18 protein-coding genes are annotated in these 26,445 nt (G+C 71.4%); 3 read left to right on the forward strand and 15 right to left on the reverse strand.

The genetic code is table 11. The features are described from left to right. Positions 1-7: 7 nt before the first annotated feature. Positions 8-1,324, forward strand: a complete 1,317-nt coding sequence (locus IG54_RS0119255; protein ID WP_030785423.1) for a glutamate-1-semialdehyde 2,1-aminomutase — start codon at positions 8-10, stop codon at positions 1,322-1,324. Between the two features lie 17 nt (positions 1,325-1,341). On the opposite strand, the gene IG54_RS0119260 is transcribed toward IG54_RS0119255, so the two are convergent. The 4 genes from IG54_RS0119260 to IG54_RS0119275 all read right to left on the reverse strand — a co-directional run bounded on the left by IG54_RS0119260 (position 1,342) and on the right by IG54_RS0119275 (position 6,102). Beyond that, entirely contained in the window at positions 1,342-2,106 is a 765-nt protein-coding gene (locus IG54_RS0119260; protein WP_078594270.1) for a phosphatase PAP2 family protein, read from the reverse strand. A gap of 68 nt (positions 2,107-2,174) precedes the next feature. After that, on the reverse strand, positions 2,175-3,074 hold the full coding sequence (locus IG54_RS0119265) for a geranyl diphosphate 2-C-methyltransferase (RefSeq protein WP_106977043.1): 900 nt from the start codon (positions 3,072-3,074) through the stop codon (positions 2,175-2,177). A 19-nt stretch (positions 3,075-3,093) separates the two neighbouring features. Continuing rightward, entirely contained in the window at positions 3,094-4,452 is a 1,359-nt protein-coding gene (locus tag IG54_RS0119270) for a family 2 encapsulin nanocompartment cargo protein terpene cyclase (RefSeq protein WP_030785430.1), read from the reverse strand. A gap of 237 nt (positions 4,453-4,689) precedes the next feature. Further along, on the reverse strand, positions 4,690-6,102 hold the full coding sequence (locus IG54_RS0119275; protein ID WP_030785432.1) for a family 2B encapsulin nanocompartment shell protein: 1,413 nt from the start codon (positions 6,100-6,102) through the stop codon (positions 4,690-4,692). Between the two features lie 449 nt (positions 6,103-6,551). Here IG54_RS0119275 and IG54_RS0119280 point away from each other — a divergent pair, with 449 nt between their 5' ends. Continuing rightward, a complete protein-coding gene (locus IG54_RS0119280) occupies positions 6,552-7,943 on the forward strand; it encodes an FAD-dependent oxidoreductase (RefSeq protein ID WP_030785433.1) in 1,392 nt (463 codons plus the stop codon). 53 nt (positions 7,944-7,996) lie between these two features. Here IG54_RS0119280 and IG54_RS0119285 read toward each other — a convergent pair whose 3' ends face one another. Both IG54_RS0119285 and IG54_RS0119290 read right to left on the reverse strand, forming a co-directional pair. Further along, positions 7,997-8,302, reverse strand: coding sequence for a hypothetical protein (locus tag IG54_RS0119285; protein WP_030785437.1), 306 nt, complete (start codon positions 8,300-8,302; stop codon positions 7,997-7,999). Between the two features lie 7 nt (positions 8,303-8,309). Beyond that, positions 8,310-8,948 carry a maleylpyruvate isomerase family mycothiol-dependent enzyme gene (locus IG54_RS0119290; RefSeq protein WP_030785440.1) on the reverse strand — a complete coding sequence of 213 codons (639 nt, stop codon included), beginning with the start codon at positions 8,946-8,948 and terminating at the stop codon, positions 8,310-8,312. Positions 8,949-9,049: 101 nt separating this feature from the next. Here IG54_RS0119290 and IG54_RS0119295 point away from each other — a divergent pair, with 101 nt between their 5' ends. Further along, positions 9,050-9,490: a MarR family winged helix-turn-helix transcriptional regulator gene (locus IG54_RS0119295; protein ID WP_030785442.1), complete on the forward strand. Its 441-nt coding sequence runs from the start codon at positions 9,050-9,052 to the stop codon at positions 9,488-9,490. 6 nt (positions 9,491-9,496) lie between these two features. On the opposite strand, the gene IG54_RS0119300 is transcribed toward IG54_RS0119295, so the two are convergent. The 9 genes from IG54_RS0119300 to IG54_RS0119340 form a co-directional block, all read right to left on the reverse strand. Further along, positions 9,497-10,267 carry a thioesterase II family protein gene (locus tag IG54_RS0119300; protein ID WP_078594272.1) on the reverse strand — a complete coding sequence of 257 codons (771 nt, stop codon included), beginning with the start codon at positions 10,265-10,267 and terminating at the stop codon, positions 9,497-9,499. A 50-nt stretch (positions 10,268-10,317) separates the two neighbouring features. Next, positions 10,318-11,055, reverse strand: a complete 738-nt coding sequence (locus IG54_RS0119305; RefSeq protein WP_030785450.1) for an SDR family NAD(P)-dependent oxidoreductase — start codon at positions 11,053-11,055, stop codon at positions 10,318-10,320. A gap of 87 nt (positions 11,056-11,142) precedes the next feature. Further along, positions 11,143-12,162 (reverse strand): guanitoxin biosynthesis L-enduracididine beta-hydroxylase GntD, encoded by a 1,020-nt coding sequence (gene gntD, locus IG54_RS0119310; RefSeq protein ID WP_030785453.1) that lies wholly within the window; start codon positions 12,160-12,162, stop codon positions 11,143-11,145. 79 nt (positions 12,163-12,241) lie between these two features. Next, complete coding sequence (locus IG54_RS0119315; protein WP_030785457.1) at positions 12,242-13,522, reverse strand: MFS transporter; 1,281 nt, start codon at positions 13,520-13,522, stop codon at positions 12,242-12,244. A gap of 5 nt (positions 13,523-13,527) precedes the next feature. Continuing rightward, positions 13,528-17,544, reverse strand: a complete 4,017-nt coding sequence (locus tag IG54_RS0119320) for a non-ribosomal peptide synthetase (protein ID WP_030785460.1) — start codon at positions 17,542-17,544, stop codon at positions 13,528-13,530. 8 nt (positions 17,545-17,552) lie between these two features. Next, entirely contained in the window at positions 17,553-23,891 is a 6,339-nt protein-coding gene (locus IG54_RS0119325) for a non-ribosomal peptide synthetase (protein ID WP_051819670.1), read from the reverse strand. 94 nt (positions 23,892-23,985) lie between these two features. Further along, entirely contained in the window at positions 23,986-24,981 is a 996-nt protein-coding gene (locus tag IG54_RS0119330) for a TauD/TfdA family dioxygenase (protein ID WP_030785464.1), read from the reverse strand. Then, complete coding sequence (locus tag IG54_RS0119335) at positions 24,978-26,018, reverse strand: TauD/TfdA family dioxygenase (protein WP_030785467.1); 1,041 nt, start codon at positions 26,016-26,018, stop codon at positions 24,978-24,980. The genes IG54_RS0119330 and IG54_RS0119335 overlap by 4 nt, the downstream gene beginning before the upstream one ends. A 26-nt stretch (positions 26,019-26,044) precedes the next feature. Next, on the reverse strand, positions 26,045-26,254 hold the full coding sequence (locus IG54_RS0119340; protein ID WP_030785470.1) for an MbtH family protein: 210 nt from the start codon (positions 26,252-26,254) through the stop codon (positions 26,045-26,047). Positions 26,255-26,445: the final 191 nt, after the last annotated feature.

The following is a 26,445-nucleotide window of genomic DNA, read 5'->3' on the forward strand; positions in this document are numbered from 1 at the left end:
GGCGGCCGTGGACACCGAAGCCTTCCGCCTGCCCCGCTCCCGGGCCGCCAACGAGCGGCTGCACGCCATGGTCCCCGGCGGCGCGCACACGTACGCCAAGGGCGACGACCAGTACCCCGAGAACCTGGCCCCGGTCATCAGCCACGGCCGCGGCGCCCACGTATGGGACATCGACGGCAACCGCTACATCGAGTACGGGTCCGGCCTGCGGTCGGTCAGCCTCGGCCACGCCCACCCGCGCGTCCTCGAAGCGGTGCGCCGCGAACTCGACCGCGGCAGCAATTTCGTCCGGCCGTCCATCGTGGAGGTCGAGGCCGCGGAGCGCTTCCTGGCCACGGTGCCGACCGCCGAGATGGTGAAGTTCGCGAAGAACGGCTCGGACGCCACCACCGCGGCGGTGCGCCTCGCCCGCGCCGCCACCGGGCGCCCACGGGTGGCCGTCTGCGGCGACCACCCGTTCTTCTCCGTCGACGACTGGTTCATCGGTACGACACCGATGTCCGCCGGAATTCCGGCGGCGACCAACGAACTCACGGTGTCCTTCCCGTACGGGGACCTGGCCGCCACGGAGGAGCTGCTGTCCCGGTACCGGGACGAGGTGGCCTGCCTGATCCTCGAACCTGTCGGACCCTCACCGGGGTACCTCGCGGGCCTGCGCGAGCTGGCCGACCGGCACGGCTGCGTCCTCGTCTTCGACGAGATGATCACCGGCTTCCGCTGGTCCGAGGCGGGCGCCCAGGGCTTGTACGGCGTGGTCCCCGACCTCTCCACGTTCGGCAAGGCACTGGGCAACGGCTTCGCCGTCTCCGCGCTGGCCGGGCGCCGCGACCTGATGGAGCGGGGCGGGCTGCGTCACTCCGGTGACCGGGTCTTCCTGCTGTCCACCACGCACGGCGCGGAGACACACTCCCTGGCGGCCGCGATGGCCGTACAGACCACCTACGCCGAGGAGGGCATCACCGCGCGACTGCACACCCTCGGCGAGCGGTTGGCCGCCGGTGTCCGCGAAGCCGCGGCCGCCATGGGCGTCGGCGACCACCTCACCGTCCGGGGCCGGTCCAGCAACCTGGTCTTCGCCACCCTCGACGAGCACCGGCAGCCGTCGCAGCGGTACCGCACCCTGTTCCTGCGCCAACTCCTCGCGGGCGGTGTGCTCGCCCCGTCGTTCGTGGTGAGCAGCGCCCTCGACGACGCCGACATCGACCGCACCGTCGATGTGGTGGGCCAGGCGTGTGCGGTGTACCGGAAGGCACTGGACGCCGCCGACCCGACCCCCTGGCTGGCCGGGCGCCCGGTGAAGCCGGTCTTCCGCCGCCTGGCGTGAGGCGGGGCGACGGCGCGTCAGGGACGCTCCCGCCGACCGGCGTCGACCATCGGGCCGACTCTGCGGTCGCCCAGCCGGTCCGCCACCTGGTCCGCCGCCCGGTCGACCAGCCACGCGGTCGCCGGAACGACCGCCAGCGCAGTGCACCAGCCGCCGAGGACGTCGGTCGGGTAGTGCGCGCCCAGGGCGACCTGCGCCCAGCCCATGGCACTGCCCGCGCCCAGGGACGCGGCGAGCACGAGCGACGCGCCCGCCGTCCGGCCGAGGCGCAACCGACTGACCGTCAGCAACGCCACCACGAGGGCGAACGCGGTGAGAAAGGCGGTGTGACCGCTCGGGTAGGAAAGGTTTCCCTCGCCGTGGATGGTGCGTCCCACCAGGGGCTTGAGCAGCGACGTCGTCCCCACGGTCAGACCGGTGCCGGCGACGACGAGCACCGCCGCGCGAGGACGCCGCAGCAGCAGGCAGCCCGCCACGGCGGCGACGACGAGCATCACCGCCCCGGCGGGCTCCGCCAAGAAGTCCGCGGCCAGGGCGACGCCCCGCCACGGCGGCCGCACACTGTCCGCCGTCGGCCGGCTGATCCACCTGTCCACCCCGTCGGGCTCGCCGTGACCGGCGTACAGGACGCCGAGCACGACGACCACCAGCGAGGCGAGGAGGGCAGTCGGCCCGAGCCACGCGCCGAGCGACGGGGGGAGCACCGCGGGCACCGGCCGGCCGGTCGCACGCTCACCGCGCCCGGTCGGCCCACGGTGGTCCGCTCCGGTCAAGTCAGCCAACCCGAGCCCCCTCCGTCGCGTCCGGTCCACCCTTCCGGTCACCCTAACCGTCAACCCGGCAGCAGCGGTCAGACGCGGTCGGCCGCGATCAGGACGTACTGGAAGGAGCCGTCCTTGTACGACTCGATGAACGCCTCCTCGATGCCGGTGACCAGCGACGACGTGGCCCGCAGCTCCCAGTAGGGCAGGGTCGCGGGAGTCAGGTCGACGACGGCCTGCGGTACGAGGCGGTTGTCGGCCATGGCGCGCAGATACTCCCGGCGGGAGTGGATGTTGCACTCGAAGTGGGCGTTGATCTGGGAGACCCACTTCGAGGGCTGGCCGTAACGCGGGTTCCAGCAGCCGGTGATGGTCACATAGCGGCCGCCGACCTCGAGGATCCGGGAGTGCTCGGCGAAGAGGTCGTGCAGGTCGACGTACATGCTCGATTCGTTGTTCCACGAGCCCGCGGCCTGCCCCGTCCCGAAGGGCATGTCGAGCATGTTGCACACCCGGGCGCGGACGTGGTCGGGAATGCGCAGTTCCTGGGCGCGCCGGTTGCCGAAGTCCGCCTGCTTGGCCGACAGGGTGACGCCCTCGACCTTGCATCCGAAGCGCTGGTGAGCCATGACCATGGAACCGCCCCGGCCGCAGCCGGCGTCCACGAGCGTGTCGTCACGCCCGATGTCACCGAGGTGGTCCAGGAGCACCTCGGCCTGCGCCGACTCCAGGCGGTGGAGTTCGGCGATCAGCTTCTTCTCGTACTCGGAGTCGTCGGCGTCGCCCAGCGCGGCGTGGTCGACCTCACCGATGCCGTAGTGGTGGTGGTAGAGGCCGTCGACGTCGCCGAGGCGCAGGTTCACGGGCCTGGCCTCCCCGTCCCAGTAGCGGGCGATGTCGCCCTGGTAGGGCGTCGCCGGGCCGGGGACGCGCAGGCGGGTGTCGGCGGAGGTGGCGCTGAGCTGGGTGCTGGTCACAGATGAGTCCATTCTCTTACCGCGAGATCTCTTACCAGAAGTCGGGCAGGCTGTATCGGTAGGTGTTGGTGCGGTGCCAGTAGTGGTTGCCGTCGACCCATGCGGCCACGCCCTTCAGGAAGCGCAGCGCGCTCGGGACGGGACACGCGGCGGCCAGGGCGGCGGCTTCGGCCTCGAAGTCCTTCATGAGGTCGTTGTGGACCTCGACGGCCTTCAGGTAGGCGTCCCGCTCGGAGAGGCCCTCACGGTCGGCGAGCACGGTGGGCAGGTTCAAGTGCCGACCGGGCGCGTCGAGTTCCTTGGTGTACGAGTACAGGTCGTTCACGATGGTCGTCGCGTTACCGGCGAGCGCGATGACCTTCTGCATGGCGGCCTGGGCGTGCAGGTCCGCCGGCAGTTCATAGCCGCCGACGGTGTCGGTGATGGTCGGGCAGGGGCGGAAGTTGTTGAACTGGCGCATCGCCAGGTACTCCCACACCTCGGGTACGTACTCCGTCTGGGCCCAGGCGGCTTCGGCGAGGTATCCCAGGTGGAGTCGGGCCATGTCGTGCCGGTAGCGGTCGGCCTGAGCGGGGCCGGCCGTCTGGACGAAGTACTCCATGGCGGAGCGGTAGGCACGCCGTGGGGCGTCCGCGTGCAGCGACTGTGCCCACTGCGGCTGGTACTCCTGCGTCGTGTACAGGGGGTCGAGCGCGGTGTGCGCGAGGAGGAGGCGCCCGCCGAGGCCGACGGGTGAGCCTCCGTGGTCCTCGCAGTAGCAGTCGTCCACCGCGTTCTCGGCGACCATCAGCCGGGTGGCCACCATCAGGTGCTCGATGCTCGGGGCGTCCGGATGGCAGGCCACCATGTAGCGGCCCACGGAGAAGCCGTCGAACTCCTCCTCCCAGTCCTCGGGATACAGGGTGACCTCGTCCAGCGCCCAGGACTTGATTCTGCGGCTGACCTCCTCGACCTTCGCCGGGTCGGGCTCGGGCACCGGGTGGTGGTAGAGACCCGGCACGGGCGTGCCCTCCGCCGGGCTCTTTGCCGGGGCCGCCGGTGGTTGCGAAGGCATCGCCGGTGCTTCGCGCGGGATCAGGCGCAGGCCCGCCGTCCCCAGGCCGCTGGGTCCGCGCAGGACCCGCTCCAGGTCAGCTCCCGTCGCCGGTACGGCGGCTGCCGGAGCGCTGGGGGGAGGAGCGTCCAGCACGGGCGGGGCGGGCGGGGCGGGTAGGGAGAACGCGGGCGGGGAGAGCGCGGGCGGGCCGGGCGAGGAGGACGCACGAGTCGGGCCGCCGGTGGCGGCCTTGAGGTCGTGGGCTCGGGCCGCGGCGTCGGCGAGGACGTGCGCCCCGAAGGGTGCGGCCTCTGGCGGGCCGGACTGCGGAGGTGTCAGCTCGGGCGCGGGCATCCATGGCTCCTTGTCGGGTGGGCTGCGGCTGGCCGGGTCCGCTAGGGCCTGTCCGGCGGATCAGGCCGTACTTCGGGTGGCGGTCACCCTTCTGTGCAGGTGAGCGGGGTCTGGTGCGTCGAGATGCAAGGCGGAGGAGGGCGGCAACGCGATGGGGGTGCCCCCTGCTCGAGCGAAGCCGAGAGCTTGGGGAAGTGCCAGGCCCCGCGGCCCGCGGCATGATCCGCCGGACAGGCCCTAGCTGGGCCAGTGGGCGATCTGCACGTTCTCCAGTACGCCGACCGCGTCCGGCACGAGGATGGCGGCGGAGTAGTAGGCGCTGACGAGGTAGGAGGTGATCGCCTTCTCGTCGAGACCCATGAAACGGACCGACAGGCCCGGTTCGAACTCCTCCGGCAGGCCGGTCTGGTGCAGCCCGATGACTCCCTGGTTCTCCTCCCCGGTACGCATGCAGAGGATCGAGCTGGTCCGCTCCTCGGTGATGGGGATCTTGTTGCAGGGAAGGATCGGGACCCCTCGCCAGGCAGGGACCTGCTGACCCCCGAGGTCGACGTGGTCCGGGTAGAGCCCGCGCGCGTTGAACTCACGTCCGATCGCCGCGATCGTCCTGGGGTGGGCCAGGAAGAACTTCGACCCGCGGCGGCGGCAGAGCAGGTCGTCGAGGTCGTCCGGGGTCGGCGGGCCGGAGTGCGGCTGGATCCGCTGCTTGAAGTCGGCGTTGTGGAGCAGGCCGAACTCCCGGTTGTTGATCAGCTCGTGCTCCTGGCGCTCGCGCAGCGCCTCGATGGTGAGCCTGAGCTGCTCCTCCGTCTGGTTCATCGGCCCGTTGTAGAGGTCGGCGACCCGTGTGTGGACGCGCAGGATCGTCTGCGCGACGGAGAGTTCGTACTCGCGCGGCTTCAGTTCGTAGTCGACGAAGGCGCCGGGCAACTCGTGCTCGCCGGTGTGCCCGGCCGACATCGCGATCTCCGCCTCACCGCGGTGGTTCTGCCGCCGGCGGGAACGCGACGTGAAGTCTTCGAGGTGGTCTCGCAGGCTCGGCGCCGTGGCCAGCACGGCCGCGAGGTCGGCGCGGGACAGGGTCAGCAGGGTGCCGGGCGTCTCGGCGGTCGCGGTCTGCTCCCACGTGGCGTCCTCGTCCAGCAGAGCGTGCTCTCCGAAGTGGTCGCCGTCGGCGAGTACCCCAAGGGCCACCTCGCCGCCGTACCTGCCGACGGTGGTCTGGCCGATGCGGCCGTGGGCGATCAGGTACAGCTCGTCCGCGGGCCTGCCGCGCTCCACCAGCCTCTCACCGCTGCGGAAGTCGCGTTGGACGCACCGGTCGGCGATGGCGGTCAGCACCTCCACGTCGTCGAAGCCGCGCAGCAGCGCCAGTTCACCGAGTTCGCGGGGGATCACCCGGACCTCGGCGCCGTCCTGGACGAACTCCACGGACCCGTCGCCGACGGTGTAGCTCAGGCGCCGGTTCACGCGGTAGGCGCCGCCCTTGGTCTCCACCCAGGGGAGCATCCGCAGCAGCCAGCGGGAGGTGATCTCCTGCATCTGCGGGGCGGACTTGGTCGTGGTGGTGAGGTTGCGGGCAGCGTCCGTGCCCAGGCTGGACTGGCGGGGCAGCTCCAGCTCCGTATCCGGGCTCGAGTCAACAGTCATCGGGCGAGGTCTCCTTGGTCAGGGGTGTGACGCGTGTGGGGGCAGGGCCGGGCGCAAGGGGTGAGGAGAAAGGAAAGGGGTAAATGGGCGAGAGTCCGCCCAGATCCAGAAGAACACTAAGGCCCGCCTCGCCTCCCACACCTAGGAAAGTCGGCGACATTAGCTCGATGCGATGATCCGGCCCGCGCGATGTTTGCCCGGGTACCAGCGGAATCCAGCCGTAGTTGGCGGCGCGTCCCGGCGAGCGGCGCGCCGACTTTCGCGGCGCGGGGCCGGACAGCAGGGTCGGAGAACGGGGTCGGAAAAACGACTGGGCCCGGTCGGGCACCGTCATGGCTGCGGCGATACTCCGGTGAACGCCGTTGCGAGCATGCGGGCTTACGACTTACCGCTTACGGGCTTACGGGCTTATCGGCTTCGGGCTCGCGGACCAGGGGACGGGATCCGGCATGGCCAAGAATCAGCACAGCTCGTCGCCCGGCGCCCGCTGGGAGCGGGCCGTCGTCATCGGTGGCGGCTACGCCGGGCTCGTGACCGCGCGAGTCCTGGCCGATCACTTCGACGAGGTACTCGTCCTGGAGCGGGATCCGCTGCGCTCGGACACGGGCGTGCATCCCCACGTTCCGCAGGGCTATCACGCGCACGCGTTGCTCGCGCGCGGCGGTGACGCGCTGGAGGGTCTCTTTCCCGGGCTGCGGGCGGAACTGGCGGACGTGGGCGCGCCCGTCCTGGACTACGGCGAGCGGATGAGCTTCCTGCTGCCGACCGGCTACGCGCCGACCGACCCGGTGGGCGTATCGATCCAGACCTTCACGCGCGACGAACTCGAACGCCGCCTGCGGCAAAGGGTGTCGGCCCTCGAGGCGGTGCGACTGCTCGCGGCGACCCACTGCGAGACGGTGACGGCGAGTGCCCCCGGCCGTCTGGACCGGGTCCGCTACCGCACCCATGACGCCTCCCGCCCCCATGACGCCGCCGAGTCCGTCGAAGTCACCGCTGATCTGGTCGTCGACGCCTCGGGCCGCTCCACGTCCGTCGACCGGTGGCTCGCCGACGCGGAGTTGCCGGTGTCCGCCAAGAACGTCGTCAAAGCGAAGATCACATACACCTCGGCGTGTTACGAACGTCCGCCGCGGGACCAGCGGGACTTCGACGTCGCGTACCAGATGACCTTCGCGCCCGGCGTTCCGCGCGGCGGGGTGGTGCTGGCCGTGGAGCACCATCGCTGGATGTGCTCACTGTTCGGCTTCGACCAGCACGTGCCGCCCACCGACGACGAGGGTTACCTCGACTTCGCCCACAGCCTCGGCAATTCCCGTCTCGCCGAACAGATCAAGCGCGGCGCCCGCCGGGGAGAGATCCACCGCTACACCAACCCCGGCAACGAATGGCGCCTGCACCACAAGAACCCCCGCTGGCCCGAACGGCTGATCGCGGTCGGTGACTCGCTCTGCGTCTTCAACCCGGTCTACGGACAAGGGCTCACGGTCGCCGCGCTCGAAGCGGAGCTGCTCGGCCGACTGCTGCGCGCCCGCAGGGCCGGCGCGTCCGGCCTCGACGGCCTCAGCCGCGCCTACCACCGCGCCGCGGCCCGTGTCGTCCACGTCCCCTGGACCATGGCCACCAGCTCCGACCTCATGTGGACCCCCACCGGACAACCGCTGACCGCACGCTTCGCCCACTGGTACAACCAGCAGGTCTTCGCGCTCGCCGTGCACGACCCGGGCGTCTGGGCGCGGTTCGTCCGCGTGCTGAACATGACGGCCGCGCCCTCGCTGCTGTTCCGTCCGGCCGTGCTCGCCAAGGTGCTGCGCCGCGTACTCACGCGCCGCGCGAGCTGAGGCGGCGATGCCCCTCGGGCGCTCACCTGTGCGGCGCTCCGGGCCGCGCGTCCTCAGTCCGCCTCCAGTCGGCGCAGGCAGTCATCGGCGCGCCCGCGTCGTTCCGCGAGGGGCAGTTCCCACCACGCCGTGCCACGTTCCCCCAGCCCCGTCTTCGCGAGCTGTACGCGGGCTCGGGCCGCCTTGCGCGCGGCTTCGTCGCCGCGCGCGGCGGCGACCGCCCGGCGGGCCGCCATCAGATGATGGACCAGGCGCTCCTTCACGTCCTCGGCCAGGGCGGGGTCCGTGGCCCGCCACCGCCGCCCCTTGACGATGATGTAGTGACCGTCTTCGGTGTGTTCGACCTTCTCTGTTGTCACGAGGGCATCATGACCCGTCGGCCCGGTCCAGCCGCTCCTCGGCCGCGGCCGTCCGGCCGGTGAGCAGCAGGAGCAGGGCGGAGACCGGTCCGCGGATCTCCTCGCCCGTGCCGCGGGCCCAGTCGGTGTCGGTGGCGACCAGGCGGGCCTTCGGCAGCGGCCAGGGGCGGGGCGGGAACCGCATCGTCCAGACCCGCTCGGCGGCGTCGCGGGCGGCGTGCGCGGGCATCGGGCGGTCGCGTCCGAGGGCGCGGGCGATGTCCTGCCCGTGCACGAGGATGTCCAGGAGGGGCTCGCGTGAGGTGGTGCCGGGCGCGAGGTGACGGGAGCCGATGGTCCCGCGGAGATTGGCCACGATCTCGGCGGTGGGCCGATCGGCCTCCCGGACCGCGGAGTCGTGGATCATCCGGTCGACGTTCCCGCGTGCGCGCACGAACTCACGCAGTACCCAGCGGTAGGTGGAGCGCGCCGCGACGGTCAGATGCGCGGCCACGTCCCGCACCCGCCAGTCACCGCACTGGGTGGGCCTCTCCCAGTCCTCGGGGCTCAGGCTCTCCAGCAGCTCCGCGAGGCTCGCCCGCTCGCGGTCGATGACCTGCCAGCGCTCATCGGTTCCGAGGACAGTGGTCTTGGAGGCAGCGGTCATGGGGATCACCCACTCAAGTGGTAAGGTTCTCTGACTAAAGTAGTCAGGGAAGCTGACCAAAGTCAAGGCTGCGGCCGATCATGGTGGGGAGTGGGTCGAGGATGGTTCCGGAGAGTGAGCTGACCACGGGCGTGCTCCTGTTCATCCCGTACCGGGCCCTGGAGGACCGGATCTTCGCCGCGCTGGCGGACGCCGGTTTCGACGACTTCACGCCGGCGCAGGCACGGGTCATGCAGCGTGTCGGCCCGGACGGCACCCGGCTGACGGAGCTGGCCGCGCAGGCCCAGATCACCAAGCAGACGGCCGGCTTCCTGGTCGACCAGTTGGAGAAGTCCGGCTATGTGCGACGCGTGCCGGACCCCACCGACCGGCGGGCCCGGCTGGTGCGGGGAGCGGAGAAGGCGTGGGCGGCGAAGCGGATCGCCGACACGGTGGTCGCCGAGGTCGAGCGGGAGTGGGAGGAGCACCTCGGCAAGCGGCGCATGAAGCAGCTGCGGGAGGCGCTGACGCTGCTGCGCGAGATCACCGACCCCTGGGCCTGAGTCCCATCACCCGTGTTTTTGGAGCATGTCGCCGACTTCCCCGGCGAGGCCGTCGAGGCCGTGCTGGAAGTAGAAGTGACCTCCCTCCCAGGTCCTTTGGGTGAACTCTCCCGTCGTGAGCGCCGACCAGTGCGGGAGTTCGGCAGGCGGAGACACCTCGTCGCCACGGGCCCCCATCGCCAGAAGCGGGCAGGATACGGCGGCGCTGTTCCCTCTCCTGAGGTGCTCACGCACCAGCCCGAGGTCAGCGCGGAGTTGCGGCAGGAAAAGGTCCAGGAGGGCACGCTCCTGGCGGACTTGCGGATGGATTCCGCCTCGCGCGTCGAGCGTTTTGATGAGTTCCGCGTCCGTGAGGTCCACTGACAGAGGTACGTCGCTCAGTGGTACTCCCCGGTGGGGTGGGTGACCCGCGGAGGCCAGCAGGAGCTGGGGTGAGGCGCCATGCCGCTGGAGTTCCGTGGCCGTGCAGTGCGCGATCAGGGCCCCCATGCTGTGACCGATCAGCAAGGGCGCGGACATCCCGAGGGACAGCAGATCGCGTACTGCCGCATAGGCCAGCTCTCGCAGCGACCGCGCGAAGGGCTCGGCCTGCCGTCGGCCTCTGCCCGGGTACTGGACCACGACCGTCCGCCACGCCGGGGCGAACTCGACGACCCATTCGTTCATCGAGTGACCGCCCCCACCGGCGAACGGGAAGATCAGGGCGACCGGAAGCCCCTCCCGCTCCGGGGCGGCGCCGAACTCCAACAGGCCCTTGGTCAGGTGCACTTGCTTCATGTACGTATAGCTCGCCTTCTGCTTCTTCCGCTTCGCCGTACGGCCCTGCCCTACAGCGCCGTACCGAACGCCGACGTGGTGGCGCCGGCCGTCTCACCGCCGTCGATCACCAGTTCCTGACCGGTGATGAACCGCGCCTCCTCGGAGGCGAGGTAGAAGAACGCTCCCGCGATCTCCGCGGGGTCGGCGTGCCGGCCCGCCGGGATCTGCGCGTTCGTCGCGGCGAACATCTCGTCGGTGTACTCGGCCTGCTGCATGGGTGTCAGTACGGCACCGGGGCTGACGCACACGGCGCGCACCCGGGGGCTCAGCTCCATGGCGAAGGTCTGGGCCAGGGCGCGGATGCCCGCCTTGGTGGCGTTGTAGTCGGCGTAACGCGGGTAGCCCCGGCTGCCGTTGACCGATGCCGTGGCCAGCAGGGTGCCGTGTCCCTGCGCCGCCATGACGCGCGCCGCGCACTGCCAGAGGCCCAGCACACCCAGCAGGTTGACGTCGACGATCCGGCGGGCGTCCGCCTCGCGCAGCTCAAGGACTCCGTGCCGGACGCTGATGCCCGCGTTCGCGATCACCACGTCCAGGCGTCCGGTCTCCTGATGGACCTCCTCGACCGCCGCCCGCACGTGCGCCCAGTCGGACACGTCCACGTGCCGCCATGTGCCGGCCGCCGCCGTGGCGTCCTCCGGTGGTTTGACGTCCAGGTTCACGACTCGGTCCCCGGCCCGGGTGAAGCGTTCGGCGGTGGCCCGGCCGATGCCGCTTGAGGCTCCTGAGATGACGATGGTGCGCACGACGCGTGCTCCCTTTTCTCTGCGGTGGGGCGTTCTCTGAGGGCGGTGAGGGTGGTGAGGGCGGTGACGAGGGGCGGGGAGCGGCGGTCAGAAGAGGACGCGGCGGTTGCCGGACAGGTTCACGGCGGCGCCCTTGCGCAGATCACGACTGACGATCATGCGCTTGAGCCACCGGTCGGTGCCGTCGTAGCGAGCCCGGAAGGGCTTGCGGCCGTGTACGGCCAGGTAGTTGTCGATGACCAGCAGACTGCCCTGGTCGACGACGACCGAGTGCTGCACCCGCTCCAGCTCCTCCATCAGCGCCGCGAGGGCGTGCCGGGCCCGCGGGGCGTCGTCCCGGCAGCGCATGAACGGCAGGTCCACGCGCAGGTAGGGGCGGTCCCGGTCGCCGAAGAGCACCGGCACGGACGGCGGGTTGTCCCGCATGTCCTCGGTGCGGGCCAGCGCGGGGTGGTCCGGATAGCGGGCCTCCAGCTGGCGGATGTGCTCGTCGTCCGGCCGGATCTCGAAGTCCGGGCGCATCAGGGCGTCGAGGTCGCGATCGCTGAGCTTGATGTCCCGCAGCGAGGCCATGATGGTCGGCGCCCGCTCGTGGTTGCGGATGCCGAACAGCAGCAGATAGTCGCAGCGGCCCGGGTGGAAGCCGTCCTCGGTGTGGAACTCGAGCAGGGTCTCGCTGCCGTGCCCGCTCTGCCGCCGCTCGTCGCCGCGGATCGGGAGGATGTCCGTGATCATGCGGCCGAGTTGGAGCGTTGCCCAGGTGAACGGCTCGCCGAGCGCGGTACCGCACATGGCGAGGAACAGTTCGTGCTCCAGGGTGGCCGGGATCCCCCGGCTCTCCTCCCAGTGCCCCGGGGTCGGCCCCACGGCCACGTCGTCCACGGGGAAGCCCTCGATCACGAGCCCCGCGCTCGACTCGGTACGGCGGAAGGTGTGCAGGAAACGCCGCAGGCGCGGGGGCAGCCCGGTGTCCGCGAACAGGTGGTGGTCGTACAGCGCGGGGTCGCAGGGGTCGGCCAGAGTGGTCGCGAGGGTGTGCGCCTCGGCGCGTATGTGGTCGGCCTCCGCGGTGGAGAGCTGGTAGCGGGCGACCGTCTCGTACAGCATGCGAGGTTCCTTTGATGACGATGTCGGATCAGGTGGGAGCGCGGCCGTGACACGCGTGGGGGGCGGTTTCCGGCGGGCCTCAGCGGGCGGCCGTGCCGCTCGCGGGCTGCGGGGCCCCGGGCTCGTAGCTCTGCTCGGGCAGTTCACGGCGCTTGCGGATCGGGGAGAGGAGGATCGGCACGCAGCCCAGTGCGAGGTAGCAGCCGCCCGTCCACAGCGCCGTGTGCAGCGAGGTGACTTCGCTGACCAGGCCGGCCACGGCGGCCCCGACGGCGTGGGCCCCGTACAGCAGCACACGGAACGTGGCGTTCATCCGGCCGAGGAGCGAGTCGGGCGTGAGGCGCTGGCGCAGGGTGACGCCGAGGACGTTCTGGGTGCCCGTGTTGACCATGACCAGGAGCCAGGCGGTGCCCGCGACCCACAGCCACACACCGTGGTCGATGACCGGCACCAGAAGCCCGGCCGGGGTCAGGCATACCCCGAAGGCGGCGAGTGCGCGCCCGTGGCCGAGGCGCGCGGCGACCGGGCGGGCACAGCGGGAGCCGAGGAAGATGCCGAGTCCGCCGACCGCCCAGAACAGGCCCAAGGCACCCGCGGGCAGTTCGAGTTCCCGGACGAAGACCAGCGGCAGCAGGACGTTGATGGTCTGCGTACCGAGGTTGATGGCGACCCCGGCGAGGACGAGCGCCCGCAGTTCGACGTTGCCGAACACATGCCGCAGCCCCTCGGCGATCTCGACCCGCAGCCGTGTCCGGCGCCGGGCGGCGGACGGCGGCGGGGGAGTGCTGCGGATCCCCATGAGGCGCAGCGCGGACAGCAGATAGCTCACGGCGGCGCACACGATGGCCACGGGCGCGGTGAGCAGCTGGACGAGGCCGCCGCCCGCGCCACGGCCGGCCACGTTGCCGACGGCCTGGAGTCCGATGACGGCGGCGTTGGCCCGCACCAGGGACTCGCGGTCGACGAGCTTCGGCAGGATGCTCTGTGAGCCCACGTCGAAGAACACCGTGGCACAGCCGTTCAGCAGGACGACCACGTACAGCTGGCCAAGGGAGAGGACGTCGAACGCCCACGCCACGGGGACGGAGGCGAACAGCGCTGCCCGCGCGAAGTCCGCGGCGATCAGCACGCTGCGCTGCCGCATGCGGTCCATCCACGCGCCGGCGGGCAGGCCGATGAGGAGGAAGGCCAGCGTGCTCAGCGAGGCCAGCGCACCGACCTGGCCGGCGGAGGCATCCAGGGCGGATACGGCGATCAGGGGGATGGCGACGTAGGAGACGTTGGTGCCCAGCTCACTGAGCACGGTGGCCGAGAACAGGACGCGGAAGTCCGCGATCCGCCGGGGCGAGGACGAGGTCACGACGTTCACCCCCCTTCCGCAGCGCCGGAGCGGGCAGGCGGGAACTGCGGCAGCAGGGCCTTCTCCAGGACCCGGCCGATCTCCGCCATGGGCCCGGCCTGCGCCATCTCCAGGTGCCGGCAGTCGATGGGGTGCTCCTCGATCCGCCCCGTCACAAAGCGCCGCCACTTGTCGGCCGGGCGCGGGCCGGTCCTGGCCGGCTCGCGGGCCGCGCTGAAGAACAGCACGTCGCCCTGGAAGAGGCCGGGCGTCGACTCGGCCATGAGGCGTGCGTTGTTCACGCAGATGTCGACCGCGCAGGACAGTTGCTCCTCGTCGAGGAGCGTCAAGTGGCCCTGGCCCGTCCGGACGCGGGCCAGCGCCCCCTCGCGGCCGGTTCGCCGCACGTCCTCGTCCGAGGTGTGCACACCGGCCGACGTGAGCAGGAGCCTCAGGGCGTCCTCCTCCGTGAAGCCGCCGTCCAGGGCCTCGCCGGGGTGGCTGTCCATGAGGGCGAGCAGCGCGACGTCCTTGCCCGTCTGCTGGAGCTGGACGGCCATCTCGTGCGCGACCACACCGCCGAAGGACCAGCCCAGGAGCTGGTAGGGGCCTTCCGGCTGCACGGCGAGGAGCTGATCGACGTACTCCCGTGCCATCTGCGCCAGCTTGGCCGGGCGGTCGGCGGGACGTTCCAGGCCGGCCGCTTGGAAGCCGTACACGGGCTGACCGGCACCGAGGTGGGGCAGCAGTCCCGCGTAGCCGATGCTGACACCCTCGACCGGGTGCACGCAGAACAGGGGCGGGCGGGTGCCCTGCGCGCGCAGCGGCAGCAGGCCCTCGTGCCCGGACGACGGCTCCCGGTCCGCCTGCTCGATCCGCGTGGCCAGCTGCTCCACCGTGGGCGCCGCGAACAGCGCGCGCACCGGCAGACTGACGCCCAGCGTGGTGCGCAGCCTGGCGATGAGCCGGGTCGCGCTGAGCGAGTTGCCGCCCAGTTCGAAGAAGCCGGAGTCGATCCCGAGCCGGTCGATTCCGAGCACGTCGGCGAAGAGGGCGCACAGGACCTCCTCGCGGGCGTCACGCGGCCCCCGGTGGTTCTCCCGCGCGCCGAAGTCCGGTGCGGGCAGGGCGCGCCGGTCCAGCTTGCCGTGCGCGGTCAGGGGCAGTTCGTCGAGGACGAGTACGGCGGCCGGGACCATCCACTCCGGAAGGGACCGGCCCAGTGCGCTGCGCAGATCCGCCGGGTCCGGATCGGCGCCGGACGCGGGCACGACGTAGCCGACGAGCTGGTCCGCTCCCGCGCGGGCCGAGCGGACCACGACCGCGGCCCGCGCCACCTCCGGGTGGGCGGTCAGGGCCGCCTCCACCTCGCCCAGTTCGATCCTGAAGCCGCGCAGCTTCACCTGGTCGTCCACCCGCCCGAGATACTCGACGCGCCCGTTGCGACGTCGGCGCACCCGGTCGCCGGTGCGGTACATGCGGGTGCCCGGGGGCCCGAACGGGTCGGCCACGAAGCGCTCGGCCGTCAGGCCGGGGCGGTGGAGATAGCCGCGCGCCAGGCCCGCCCCCGCGAGGTACAGCTCACCGGGCACGCCCGCGGGCACGGGGCACAGCGCCGCGTCCAGGACGTAGGCCCGGGTGTTGGCTATCGGCTCGCCCACGACGGGTTCGGCGTCGTCGTCGAGCCGGGCCACGAGCGAGTCGACCGTGCACTCGGTGGGGCCGTACATGTTGTGCACATCGCAGTCGGGGAGCGCGCGCAGCTGCTGCCACAGTGACTTGCCCACGGCCTCACCGCCGAGGAACACCACGCGCGGCAGGGGGTGTCCGGCCGATCCGAGACCGGCCTCACGGAGCTGTTCGAGGTGGGAGGGAGTGGTGTCGACGATGTCGATGCCGGCCTCGGTGAGGTAGCGCACCAGAGCGGCCGGTTCCCCGCGGAGGGTGTCGTCGATCAGGTGCAGCTCCTGGCCCGCGACCATCCACAGCAGCAGGTTCCACGAGGCGTCGAAGGACAAGGAGGCGGTCAGCGCCATCCGGTACGGGCGTTCGGCGGCGGCGAGTTCCGCGGCGTAGCGGCCTTGCGCACGGAAGTGGTCGTGGAACAGGTTGGCCACGCTCGCGTGCTCGACCACCACGCCCTTGGGCCGCCCCGTCGAGCCGGACGTGTAGAGGACGTACGCCGCGTGGCAGGACCGCAGGGGCGCCGTCCGCTCGCTGTCGGCGATCGCACCACCGGGGTGGGCGCCGAGCCGGGTGCGCAGGGCGGGATCGTCCACGGTGACCCGCGGCACGGCACGGGCCCGTTCCGGCAGCCCCGCGGCGACCTCCCGCGTGGTCAGCAGCAGTACGGGCGTCGAGTCACCGAGCAGGTGGGCGATGCGCTCGGCCGGGTAGGCGGTGTCGACGGGCACGTAGGTCCCACCGGCCTTGAGGATCGCGAGGAGGGCCACCACCGTGTCGGCCGAGCGCGGCAGGGCCACCGCGACTCGGCGCTCCGGGCCGACGCCGCGGCCGATCAGATACCTGGCGAGCCGGTTGGCGGCCGCTTCCAGGGTCCCGAAGCTGATCCGGGAAGCGCCGCTGACCAGCGCGGTGGCGTCCGGGGTACGGGCGGCCCGCGCGGTGAAGACGTCGTGCAGCAGAGCCGGGGCCGGGGTGGTCGTGGTGGCGTTCCACTCGTTCAGCACCAGCTCCCGTTCGGCGGGGCCGAGGATGTCGATGCGGCTGAGGGGGACGTCCGGGGACGCGGCCATCGAGCCGAGGAACCGCACCAGCCGCGCCGCGAGTTCCTCGCCCGTCTCCCGGTCGAAGAGTTCGGTGGCGTACTCCAGCTGCCCGGAGAGGCCCGCGGGCCGCCCCGCGTCGTCGCGTTCCTCGACGAGCGTGAACGTGAGATCGAACTTGGCCACGGCCAGGCCCACGGGGACAGCCGTCACGTCGAGTCCGGGCAGCCGCCAGGCCCCCAAGTCGTTCTGTTCGAGCACCAGCATCACCTGGAACAGGGGGTGTCTGGCGGCGGAGCGTTCCGGATTGAGCAGGTCCACCAGGTGCTCGAAGGGCACCTCCTGGTGGGCGTGGGCGTCGAGGGCGCTCTCGCGCACGCGCCCGAGCAGCTCGCGCGGACTCGGGTCGCCCGACAGGTCTGTCCGCAGGACCAGAGTGTTGATGAAGCACCCGACGAGGTCGTCGAGGGCCTCCTCGGAGCGTCCCGCGACGGGCGTTCCGATGGGGATGTCGTCCCCCGCCCCCAGCCGGGACAGGAGCGCCGCGACCGCGGCCTGCAACACCATGTGCAGGCTGACGCGGTGCGCGTCGGCCAGGGCCAGCAGGGCCTGGTGCACCGACGCGTCACAGGCGAACGCGGCGACTTCGCCGTGGAAGGACGCCGTCGCCGGGCGGGGCCGGTCGGTGGGCAGCTCCAGCTGCTCGGGCAGCCCGGCCAGGGCCCGCGCCCAGTACGCGCTCTGGACGCGCAGTCGACTGCCGGGGTCCTCGGCGCTGCCGAGCAGCTCGCGCTCCCACAGCGCGTAGTCCGCGTACTGCACCGGCAGCTCCTCCCACCGCGGGGCGCCACCCGAGAGCCGGGCCGCGTACGCCGACGACAGGTCGCGGGCCAAGGGGGCCATGGACCAGCCGTCCGCGACGATGTGGTGCAACAGGACCAGCAGGACGTGGTCGGTCTCCGAGAGGGCGAAGACCCGCACCCGCAGCGGCAGTTCGGCCTCCAGGTCGAATCCCCGCCGCGCGCAGGCGGCCAGGGCGGCGTCGAGTTCCGCAGGCGTCGTCCGTACCACCTCGAAGGGCGGCTCGGCGTCGGCCGCCGCCACGATGTGCTGGTAGGGCTCGCCCTGGGCGTCGGCGGGGAACAGGGTGCGCAGGCTCTCGTGCCGCGTGAGGACGTCCCGCAGCGCGGAGCGCAGCGCGTGGACATCGAGCGCACCGGACAGGCGCAGCGCGACGGGAACGTTGTAGACGGCTCGGGACTCCTCGAACCGATTCAGGAACCACATCCGGTGCTGTGCGAACGACAGCGGAATCATCACGTCTCCTAGGGGTCTGGGGCCCGGGCGCGGCCGGATCGCCGGTGGGCACCGAGGGCGCCCACCGGCGGGGCGCCCCCCGCCGGCGCGAGCCCCTCGACGGTCGGGGTCTCGAACACGGCCCGTACGGACAGCTCCTGGCCGAGGGCCGCGCGCGCCCTGCTCACCAGCTTGGTGGCGAGCAGGGAGTTGCCGCCCAGCGCGAAGAAGCTGGTGGAGACGCCGACCCGGTCGAGGCCGAGTACGTCCGCGAACAGCCCGCACAGGACCGTTTCCCGCTCGGTGCGCGGCTCCTGGTCGACGACACCCGCCCGGTAGTCGGGGGCGGGCAGCGCCGCGCGGTCGACCTTGCCGTTGCCCGTCAGGGGCAGCTGGTCCAGGACCACCACGGCCGCGGGCACCATGTACTCCGGAAGCTGCCGCGCCGTGTGGCGGCGCAGGGCGCCCGGGTCCACCGTGCCGTCGGCGGCGGGCACCACGTAGGCCACCAGGCGCTTGTCGCCGGGCCTGTCCTCACGCAGGATCACGGCCGCCCGGCCCACCCCGTCCGCCTGGGCCAGCACGTGCTCGATCTCGCCCGGTTCGATGCGGAACCCGCGGAGCTTGACCTGGCCGTCGGCGCGGCCCACGAACTCCAGATCGCCGTCGGCTCCCCAGCGCGCCAGGTCCCCGGTGCGGTACATGCGGGTGCCCGGATCACCGAACGGGTCGGCGACGAACCGCTCCGCCGTCGACGCGGGCCGGTTGAGGTAGCCGCGCGCCAGACCCGCGCCCGCTACGTACAGCTCGCCGGTGACCCCGGCGGGGACCGGGTGGAGCCCCTCGTCGAGGACGTACACCCGCGTGTTGTCCAGCGGCTTGCCGATCGGCAGCGGCCGGGGTACTTCCGTGTCCCGCCGGACCCGGAAGCTGGTGGCGAACGTGGTGGTCTCCGTCGGCCCGTAGGCGTCGACGACCGTCGTCCGCGGGCTCTCCCGAAGCACCTTGGCCACGGATGCCGCCGGGACGACGTCGCCGCCGGTCCACACCTCCTGGAGGGTGGCGAAGGCACTGGGCAGTTCCTCCGCCACGAGGCTGAACAGACCGCTGGTGAGGAATGTGCCGGTGATCTCGTGCTCGGTGAGCAGCGCGCGCAGGCCGTGCGGGGACAGTTCGCCGGGCGGAGCCACCACGATCCGTCCGCCGCTCAGGAGCGGCGCCCACAGCTCGTACGTGGAGGCGTCGAAGGCGTGCGGCGAGTGCATTAGGACCCGCTGGTGCGCGCCGCCCCGCCACGAGCGGTCCAGGGCGAGGGCGATCACCGCGCGCTGCTCGGTGGCGACGCCCTTGGGCTGCCCGGTGGAGCCGGAGGTGTACATGACGTAGGCGAGCCGGTCGGCGTGGTGCACGAGTTCCGGCGCGGTGTCCGGCTCCGGGGACTGGCCGTCGTTCGCGTCCACCACGACGACGTCGAGGTCGCCCCGGGGCACGCGGTCGGCCATGGCGCGATCCGTGAGCAGTACCCGGGCCCCGGTGTCGGCGAGCACCAGGGCGAGCCGCTCGGCGGGATAGCCGTGGTGCAGCGGCAGGTAGCAACCGCCCGCCTTGAGGACGGCCAGAGTGGCCACCACCACGTCGGCGGAACGCTCCATCAGCAGCGGTACGGGCGTCTCGGCGCCCACCCCGAGCCGGACGAGGCGGTGCGCCAGCCGGTTGGCACGCGCGTCGAGCTGGGCGTAGGTCAGCTCCCCGCTCACGGCGGACACCGCGACCGCGTCCGGTGTACGGGCCACCTGTGCCGCGAACAGCTCGGGCAGCGACTCCCGCGGCAGCGGCTGACCGGTGGCGTTCCAGTCGGCCAGGATGCGCTGCCGCTCGGCGCCCTGGAGGAGATCCACGTCCCGCACACGGGTGTCGGCGTCGGTGGCCATCGCGTCGATGACGGCGAGCAGCCGGCGCCCGATGCCCTGGACGGTCGTCGCGTCGAAGACGTCGGTGGCGTACTCCAGGAGGACGTCGAGGCCGCCGGGATTGCGGGTGCCGCTCGTGGTCGTGGTCGTGTACGTCTCGTTGACGTTGACCAGGAGATCGAACTTGGCGATCCGGGGGTTGACCGGCTCGACGGTGCCGGACGCCGTACCGAGCGCCAGGTCCGTCACCACGTTGTCCCGCAGCATCAGCATGACCTGGAACAGCGGCGTGCGGCCGGGGGACCGCGTGGTGACCAGCTCCTCGACCACGCGGTCGAAGGGGACGTCCTGGTGGGCGAAGGCGCCGAGCGCCGTCCGGCGTGCCCGGGCCAGCAGCTCGGTGAAGGTCGGGTCCCCGGAGGCGTCGGTGCGCAGGACCAGGGTGTTGATGAAGAAGCCGATCACGTCGTCGAGGGCCTCGTCGCCGCGGCCGGCCACACCGGTGCCGATGGGCAGGTCGTCACCGGCCCCGAGCCGCTTGAGGAGCGCGGCCAGGGCCGTCTGGAGCACCATGAAGAGGGTGCTGTCGTTGTCCCGCGCCAGCTTGCGCAGGGCCTCGTGCCGCGCGGCGTCGATGCGGAAGGTCACCTGGTCGCCCTCGTGGGAGGGCGTCGCCGGGGCCGGGCGGTCGAACGGCAGGTCGAGGGCGGCCGGAGCGCCGTCGAGAGCACCGCGCCAGTACGCCAGCTCCTGGCTGAGGACGCTCGTGTCGTCGGCGTCGCTGCCCAGCAGCTCCTGCTGCCACAGGACGTAGTCGCTGTACTGCACCGGCAGCGGCTCCCAGCCGGGGTGCCGGCCTTGCGTACGCGCCTCGTACGCCGTCGCCAGATCGCGCAGGAGCACACCCTCGGAGGTGCCGTCACTGGCGATGTGATGCGTCACCACCAGCAGGACGTGGTGGTCCGCGGACACGGTGAACAACCAGGCCCGGACCGGGACTTCGCCGCTCAGGTCGAAGCAGTACCGGGCCGCCTCGGACACCTGCCGGTCCACGCTCCGTGCCGAACTCTCCACCACGTCGAGGACGGGACCGACCTCGTGTGCGGGCAGCACGTGCTGTACGGGGACGTCATCGACCTCCGCATACGTCGTACGGAGCACCTCGTGCCGGGTCAGCAGATCGGTGAACGCCTGCTGGAGCGCCTCGTGGTCGAGGGCGCCGCGCACCACGACGGACTGCTGGATGTTGTACGTCGGGCTCGGGCCCGCCAGCTGGTTCAGGAACCACATGCGCTTCTGCCCACCGGACAGCGGATACCCCGAGGTCTGCTTCCTCGTGAGGGCGGGGCGCGGCGTGGCGGACGTGGCGTCGTCGGTGTCGATGAGGGCGGCGAGGCCGCGGACGGTGGCGTCGGCGATGAACTGCGGCATGCGCACGCGGCGTTCGAAGAGCGTCTGCACCCGGGTGAGCATCTGCACCGCGGCCAGCGAGTGGCCGCCCGCACCGAAGAAGCTGTCCGTGACGCCGAAGTCGCCGTGGCCGAGCAGCTCCTCCCACAGGGCCAGCAGCGCCTCCTCGGTCCGGGTGGCGGGCTCCACCCGCTCGGCGGCGGCCGTACGGTGCGGGGGCAGACCGGCGTAGTCGACCTTGCCGTTGGCGGTGACGGGGATCTCGGTGAGCCGAACGCTGTAGGCCGGTATGGCGTACGCGGGCAGGAACTCGGTGAGGAAGGCCGTCAGGGCGGAGTGATCGAGCGCGGCCGAGTCGTTCCGGGGCAGCCAGTAGGCGACGAGGGCGTTGTTGCCGTCCGCCTCGCGCACGCTGCGGACGATGACCTCCTTGACGTCCTCGTGGGCGCGTACCGCCGCCGCGACCTCGCCCAGCTCGATCCGGTGGCCCCGGATCTTCACCTGGTCGTCCTCGCGGCCGAGGAACTGGAGTTCGCCGTGGCCGAGGTGACGGACCAGGTCGCCGGTGCGGTAGAGCTTGTCGGCACCGCCGGGCACGAACGGGTCGTCGAGGAAGCGGTCGGCCGTGGTCGCGGGGTCACCGAAGTAGCCGTCGGCCGTGCAGACGCCGCCGATGTACAGCTCGCCCGGCACGCCGGTGGGCTGCGGGTTGCCCTGGGCGTCCAGCACGTAGTAACGGCAGTTCTGCATCGGGCGCCCGTAGGGGATGCTCGGCCACCAGGGGTAGACCTGGTCCACGACGTGGTAGTTCGACCAGATGGTCGCCTCGGTGGCGCCGCCCATGGCGAGCACGGTGGGGTTGTCGAAGTACCGCCTCATGGTGTCCGGGAGCGTGACCGGGATCCAGTCGCCGGAGAGCATCACCAGCCGCAGCGCACTGCTCTTGAGCGCGTCGCCGCACAGCTCGAAGAGCGAGGTGAGGCGCTGGAGGGCGGCGGGTGCCGAGTCCCAGACGGTGACCTGCTCGGTGCGCAGGATGTCCACCAGGTGCTGCGGGTCGGACAGCTCGGTCTCGTCGGCGAGACGGATGCAGGCGCCCGCGGTGAGGGAGCCCCACACGTCGTACACCGACAGGTCGAAGCTGAAGGAGGTGACCAGCAGGACGCGGTCGGCCGCCGTGACCTCCTGGGTGCGGTTGACCCAGTCGACCAGGTTGGCCAGCCGCCGGTGGGCCACGACGACGCCCTTGGGCTCACCCGTCGACCCCGATGTGAAGATCACGTAGGCGGGGTCGGTGGCCGCCGCCCGCGAGGTGACGTCGTCGGCGGGCGGCAGCGCGGCCAGCTGCGTGTCGAGGCGCAGCAGTGCCGCGTCCGTACAGTTCTCGGGCAGGACCAGCCGGTCGGCCCAGGAGCCCGAGACGATGACGGCGCGGGGCTCGATGCGGCCGACCACCGAGGTGATCTTGGCGCTCGGCAGGGCGGTGTTCAGCGGCACGTAGGCCGCGCCGGTCAGGGCCACGCCCACCATCGCGGCGACCGCGTCGAGGCGGCGGTCGAGGTACAGCGGGACGAAGTCACCGGGGCCGACCCCGTGGCCGGTCAGCCAGCGGGCGATGCGCCCGGCGCGGTCGGCGAGTTCCGCGTACGTCAGCTGCTCGTGGGCGGAGCGCAGCGCCACGGCGTCGGGCGTCTTGGCGGCCTGGCGCAGGAACCGCGTGACGACCGTGGTGCCGGCGTCGTAGGACCGCTCGGTGGCGTTGAACTCCACGACGGTGCGCCGGTATTCGGTGTCGGACATGACCGGCACCCGGGTGAGGTCGGCGGAGGGCTCGGAGCACAGCCGTGCCAGCAGTGCCTCCAGGCGCTCGAAGAACAGCTCGATGTCCAGCTCGGCGAAGAGTTCCGGCCTGAACCGCAGGACACAGGTCCCCCGGGCGTAGTCGAGCCAGGACAGCGCGAGGTCGTAGGCATGGGTGGCGGTGTCCTCGACGCGCAGCGTGACGCCGGGGGTCGCGGCGGCCTCCGCGATGCCGAAGTCGGCGCGGAGCCGGGCAGCGGCGGGGAGTACGCCGTCCAGAGACGGCAGGGCCAGCGCGTGCTCGGCGATCTGTTCGAGGTGGCTGGTGAGTTCGCCCTGCACCGCGGTGAAGTCCCGGCCGGTGACGTCCGCGAGTACGGTCGGCACGTCGAAGGTGAGGGGGCCGAAGACACCCGCCAGCTCGGGGTAGGCGTCGCGGGCCGACCAGTTCAGGGCGACCGTGGAGGGGCGGCCGGTGAGCCGCTGCACCAGGGTGTGGAGCGCACCGAACACGATGTTCCGGTACGACCAGCCGGTGCGCTCCGCCAGGTGATGCACCTGGGCGTTCACCCCGGCGTCGAGCGTGAAGTGCAGTTCGCTCACGCCTGCTTCGTCGTATCCGACCGTGGGCAGGGCGACATCCTCGGTCCGGTCGGCGAGCGCGCGCCAGAACTGCTGGGCCTCGGCGTCCTCGCCGGCTCCGGCGAGGAACTGGGCCACGTCGGCGTAGCGCGGGTACTCCTCCGCCGCGGGGGCCTCGGCGGTGCCGAGTGCGCCGGCCAGCTCCGCGGTGAACCGGGCCAGTGAGGCCGGGTCGGCGAGGAAGCCGGACAGGGCGAGCTTCAGGGTCCTCGGGCCTTCGCCGTGCTCGCCGCCGAGGACGGGGCGCAGTTCGAACGACTCGTTGATCCGTAGCGCGGGCCCGGTCTCGGTCTTGGTCCCGGTCTCGGTCCCGGTGGTGTCGGAGTCGAACCGGACCGCTGCTGCGCCGCGCACGACCTGGGCGGGTTCCGCCATGCCGGGGAGCTGCCGGAAGTCCGAACACAGCAGGTCGTGGCGGTGGGCTACGTCGGTGATGGCGTGCCGGAGTTCTTCGGAGGTGATCCGGGCGGGCAGTTCGATGTGGGCCGTGATGTCCCGCGGCAGCTCGGCGGCGCCGGTGTGACGGCGCAGGATCTGGCGCTGGATGGGCGAGATGGCGTAGCCGTCCACCTGGGATGAGCTGGACGGGTCGGCGTGCGTGGTCATCGTGCGTGGTTCCTTTTGCTCAGGCAGAGGTTCGCTCAGGCGGAAGTCAGCTCGGGCGGAAGTCAGCTCAGGCGGAAGTCAGCTCGGGCGGAGGTCAGCTCAGGGCGAGGGCGTTGACGCGGTCGTAGAACTCGCAGACACCGACGTTCACGCGCTGGGGGGCGAGGATGGGCCGGCGGCCGTGCACGCAGCGGATGTTGTCGATGAGCAGCACGTCGCCCTCCTGCCACTCGAAGGACACCTCGTTGGCCAGGTAGATGTCCCGCAGAGTGGCCATGTCCCGCGCAGAGATCGGCGTGCCGTCGCCCCAGAAGGTGTTCACCGGCAGCTCATCGGTGGCGTAGTCGCTCAGCAGCTGCTCGCGGATGGTCTGCTCGACCATGGCGATGTTGCTGAAGGTGATGTTGTTGCCCCACACCTTGATGCCGAGCGCGGGATGCTCGAACGACGGGGCGAAGCGGACGGAGAAGCCGGTCAGTACGTCTCCGTCCCACCGCACGTCGAACGCGTCGAGGAGCGCCAGCTGGCGGAGGATCTCGCCGGTGTCGTCCGTCTTGAAGTAGCCCTTCGCGTCCACGCCGATGCCGGGGTGGAAGCGGCGCTGGAGGATCCATCCCTCGGCCTCGAACCGGTCCCTGATCCGCGCGGGCAGCTGCTGGTAGACGCGTGTGGTGTCGACGAAGGGTGTCTCGCCGCCCGAGGCGTTCGTCAGCTCGCACCAGAAGATCAGGTACCGGGGCCACTTGGCGCGGTCGCAGTAGTCGTTGTGGAACCAGACGTCCTCGCCGTCCGTGACGAACTGGTTGTGACTGTTCTGATCCTCGATCATGTACGGCGTGCCGCCGCTGAACGCCTTGACGACGGGGGCGAATTCGGCCTCGGTGGGCACGGAGAACCCGCGGAAGAGCAGGGCGCCGGTCTGTGCGTGCAACGTCTCGACCTCGGCCTTGTTGTGAGCGATCCACTCGGCGAGGTCGCTGGCGCCGGTCGCGGTGATCACATGCAGGCGTCCCTCATGGGTGGACGTGCGGCGCACCAGGTTCTCGGTCGAGACGCGGGTGGTCGTGGCCTTGCCGATCTGGAGCTTCATCGGGTCTCCTCGGTGCGGATGGCCCGGCAGTCGACGGAGTCGGTCATGGCGACGATGACGCGGCGCGGGCCTTCGTAGGTGTCGCGGGCGTGGGCGCAGGAGAGGTTGTCCACGAGGAGCATGTCGCCGGCCTCCCACGGGAAGCGGTACAGCGCCTGGTCGTAGGCGGCCCGGATGGCCGCGAGGTCCTCGTCGGTGATGTCCTCGCCGTTGCCGAGGTAGGTGTTGCGGGGCAGGTTGTCCTTGCCGAACATCGCCATCAGCGAGGCCGCGCCCTCGGCCCCGACGCGGGTGTGGTGGAAGAGGTGGGCCTGGTTGAACCAGGAAAGCTCCCCCGTCTGCGGGTTCTTCACCACGGCGTGGCACAGCTGGCGGGTCCGCAGGTGGTCGTCGCCGACCCACTCCCACTCCATGCCCTGTTGTGCGCAGTAGGCCTCCACCTCGGCCTTGCTGTCGGTGTTGAAGACCTCCTGCCACGGCAGGTCCATGTCCGGGTAGTAGTTGCGGACGTAGAGGATCCCGTGCCGGGCGAACCTCTCCTTGAGCCCGTCCGGCAGCAGCCGCAGGATCTTGCGGGTGTCGGCGATCGGTGTCGCTCCGTCGCGCCGAGCCGGCTCCAGACAGCAGAACCACAGGTAGCGGGGGGCCGTGTGCGTCCAGGACAGTTCGTTGTGGAGCGGGATCACCTGGTCCGGGGGGTATTCGGTCGAGGTGTAGATTCCGCCTTCGAGCCGGGTGCGCGGCGTGGAGCGGTGCGAGTATTCGAGCAGGTCCCCGGAGAAGGCCCGGACGGCCTCGTTGAAGTCGTCGGGTCCCGCGGTGCCGAAGCCCCGGAAGAGCAGAGCGCCGTGCTGGTGCAGATCGGCCGCGAACTCCTCGCGGCGGTCGCGGATGATCTCGGACGCGGTCAGCTGGGGGCCCTGGGGGCGCACGATCTTCAGCAGACCGTCGCTGTCGGGTGCCACTTCGCTGGACAGCATGTCCCGCGTACCGATGGGGGAGGCGGAGCCGATCCTCAGGCGTCCTTTGGTGTGCATCACAAGTCCCTCTTCCAGATCGCCGGTCAGACCGCGCCGTTGTCCTGCGGCACCATCGGGCGCAGGTCGGTCCAGACGGCCTCGATGTGATCCAGGCAGGCCTGCCGCGACGCGGGTCCGTGCACGGCCGACCAGCCGGCGGGTACGGCGCTCGAAGCGGGCCACAGGGAGTGCTGGCGCAGGTCGTTGACGAGTACGAGGTAGGTGCCGTCGGCATCCTCGAAGGGATTTGTCATGAAGTCCTCCCCCTGCCTGCCCTCCTCGCACATACGCGGGTCCGGGCAGGCGCTTTGGTGGTCCGAAAAATGGATAAGCCGCGATTACCGCAGGTAATGCGGGCAGTTGAGAAGCGGAAGGTGAGAGCGGAGAAGGCCCTTCCGGGGGCGGTTCCCTCACCTGTTCAGAGAGGCGCGCGGCGCTGCTCTTC

The sequence above is a fragment of the Streptomyces sp. NRRL S-920 genome (genome assembly GCF_000717945.1).
GTDB lineage: Bacteria > Actinomycetota > Actinomycetes > Streptomycetales > Streptomycetaceae > Streptomyces > Streptomyces alboniger.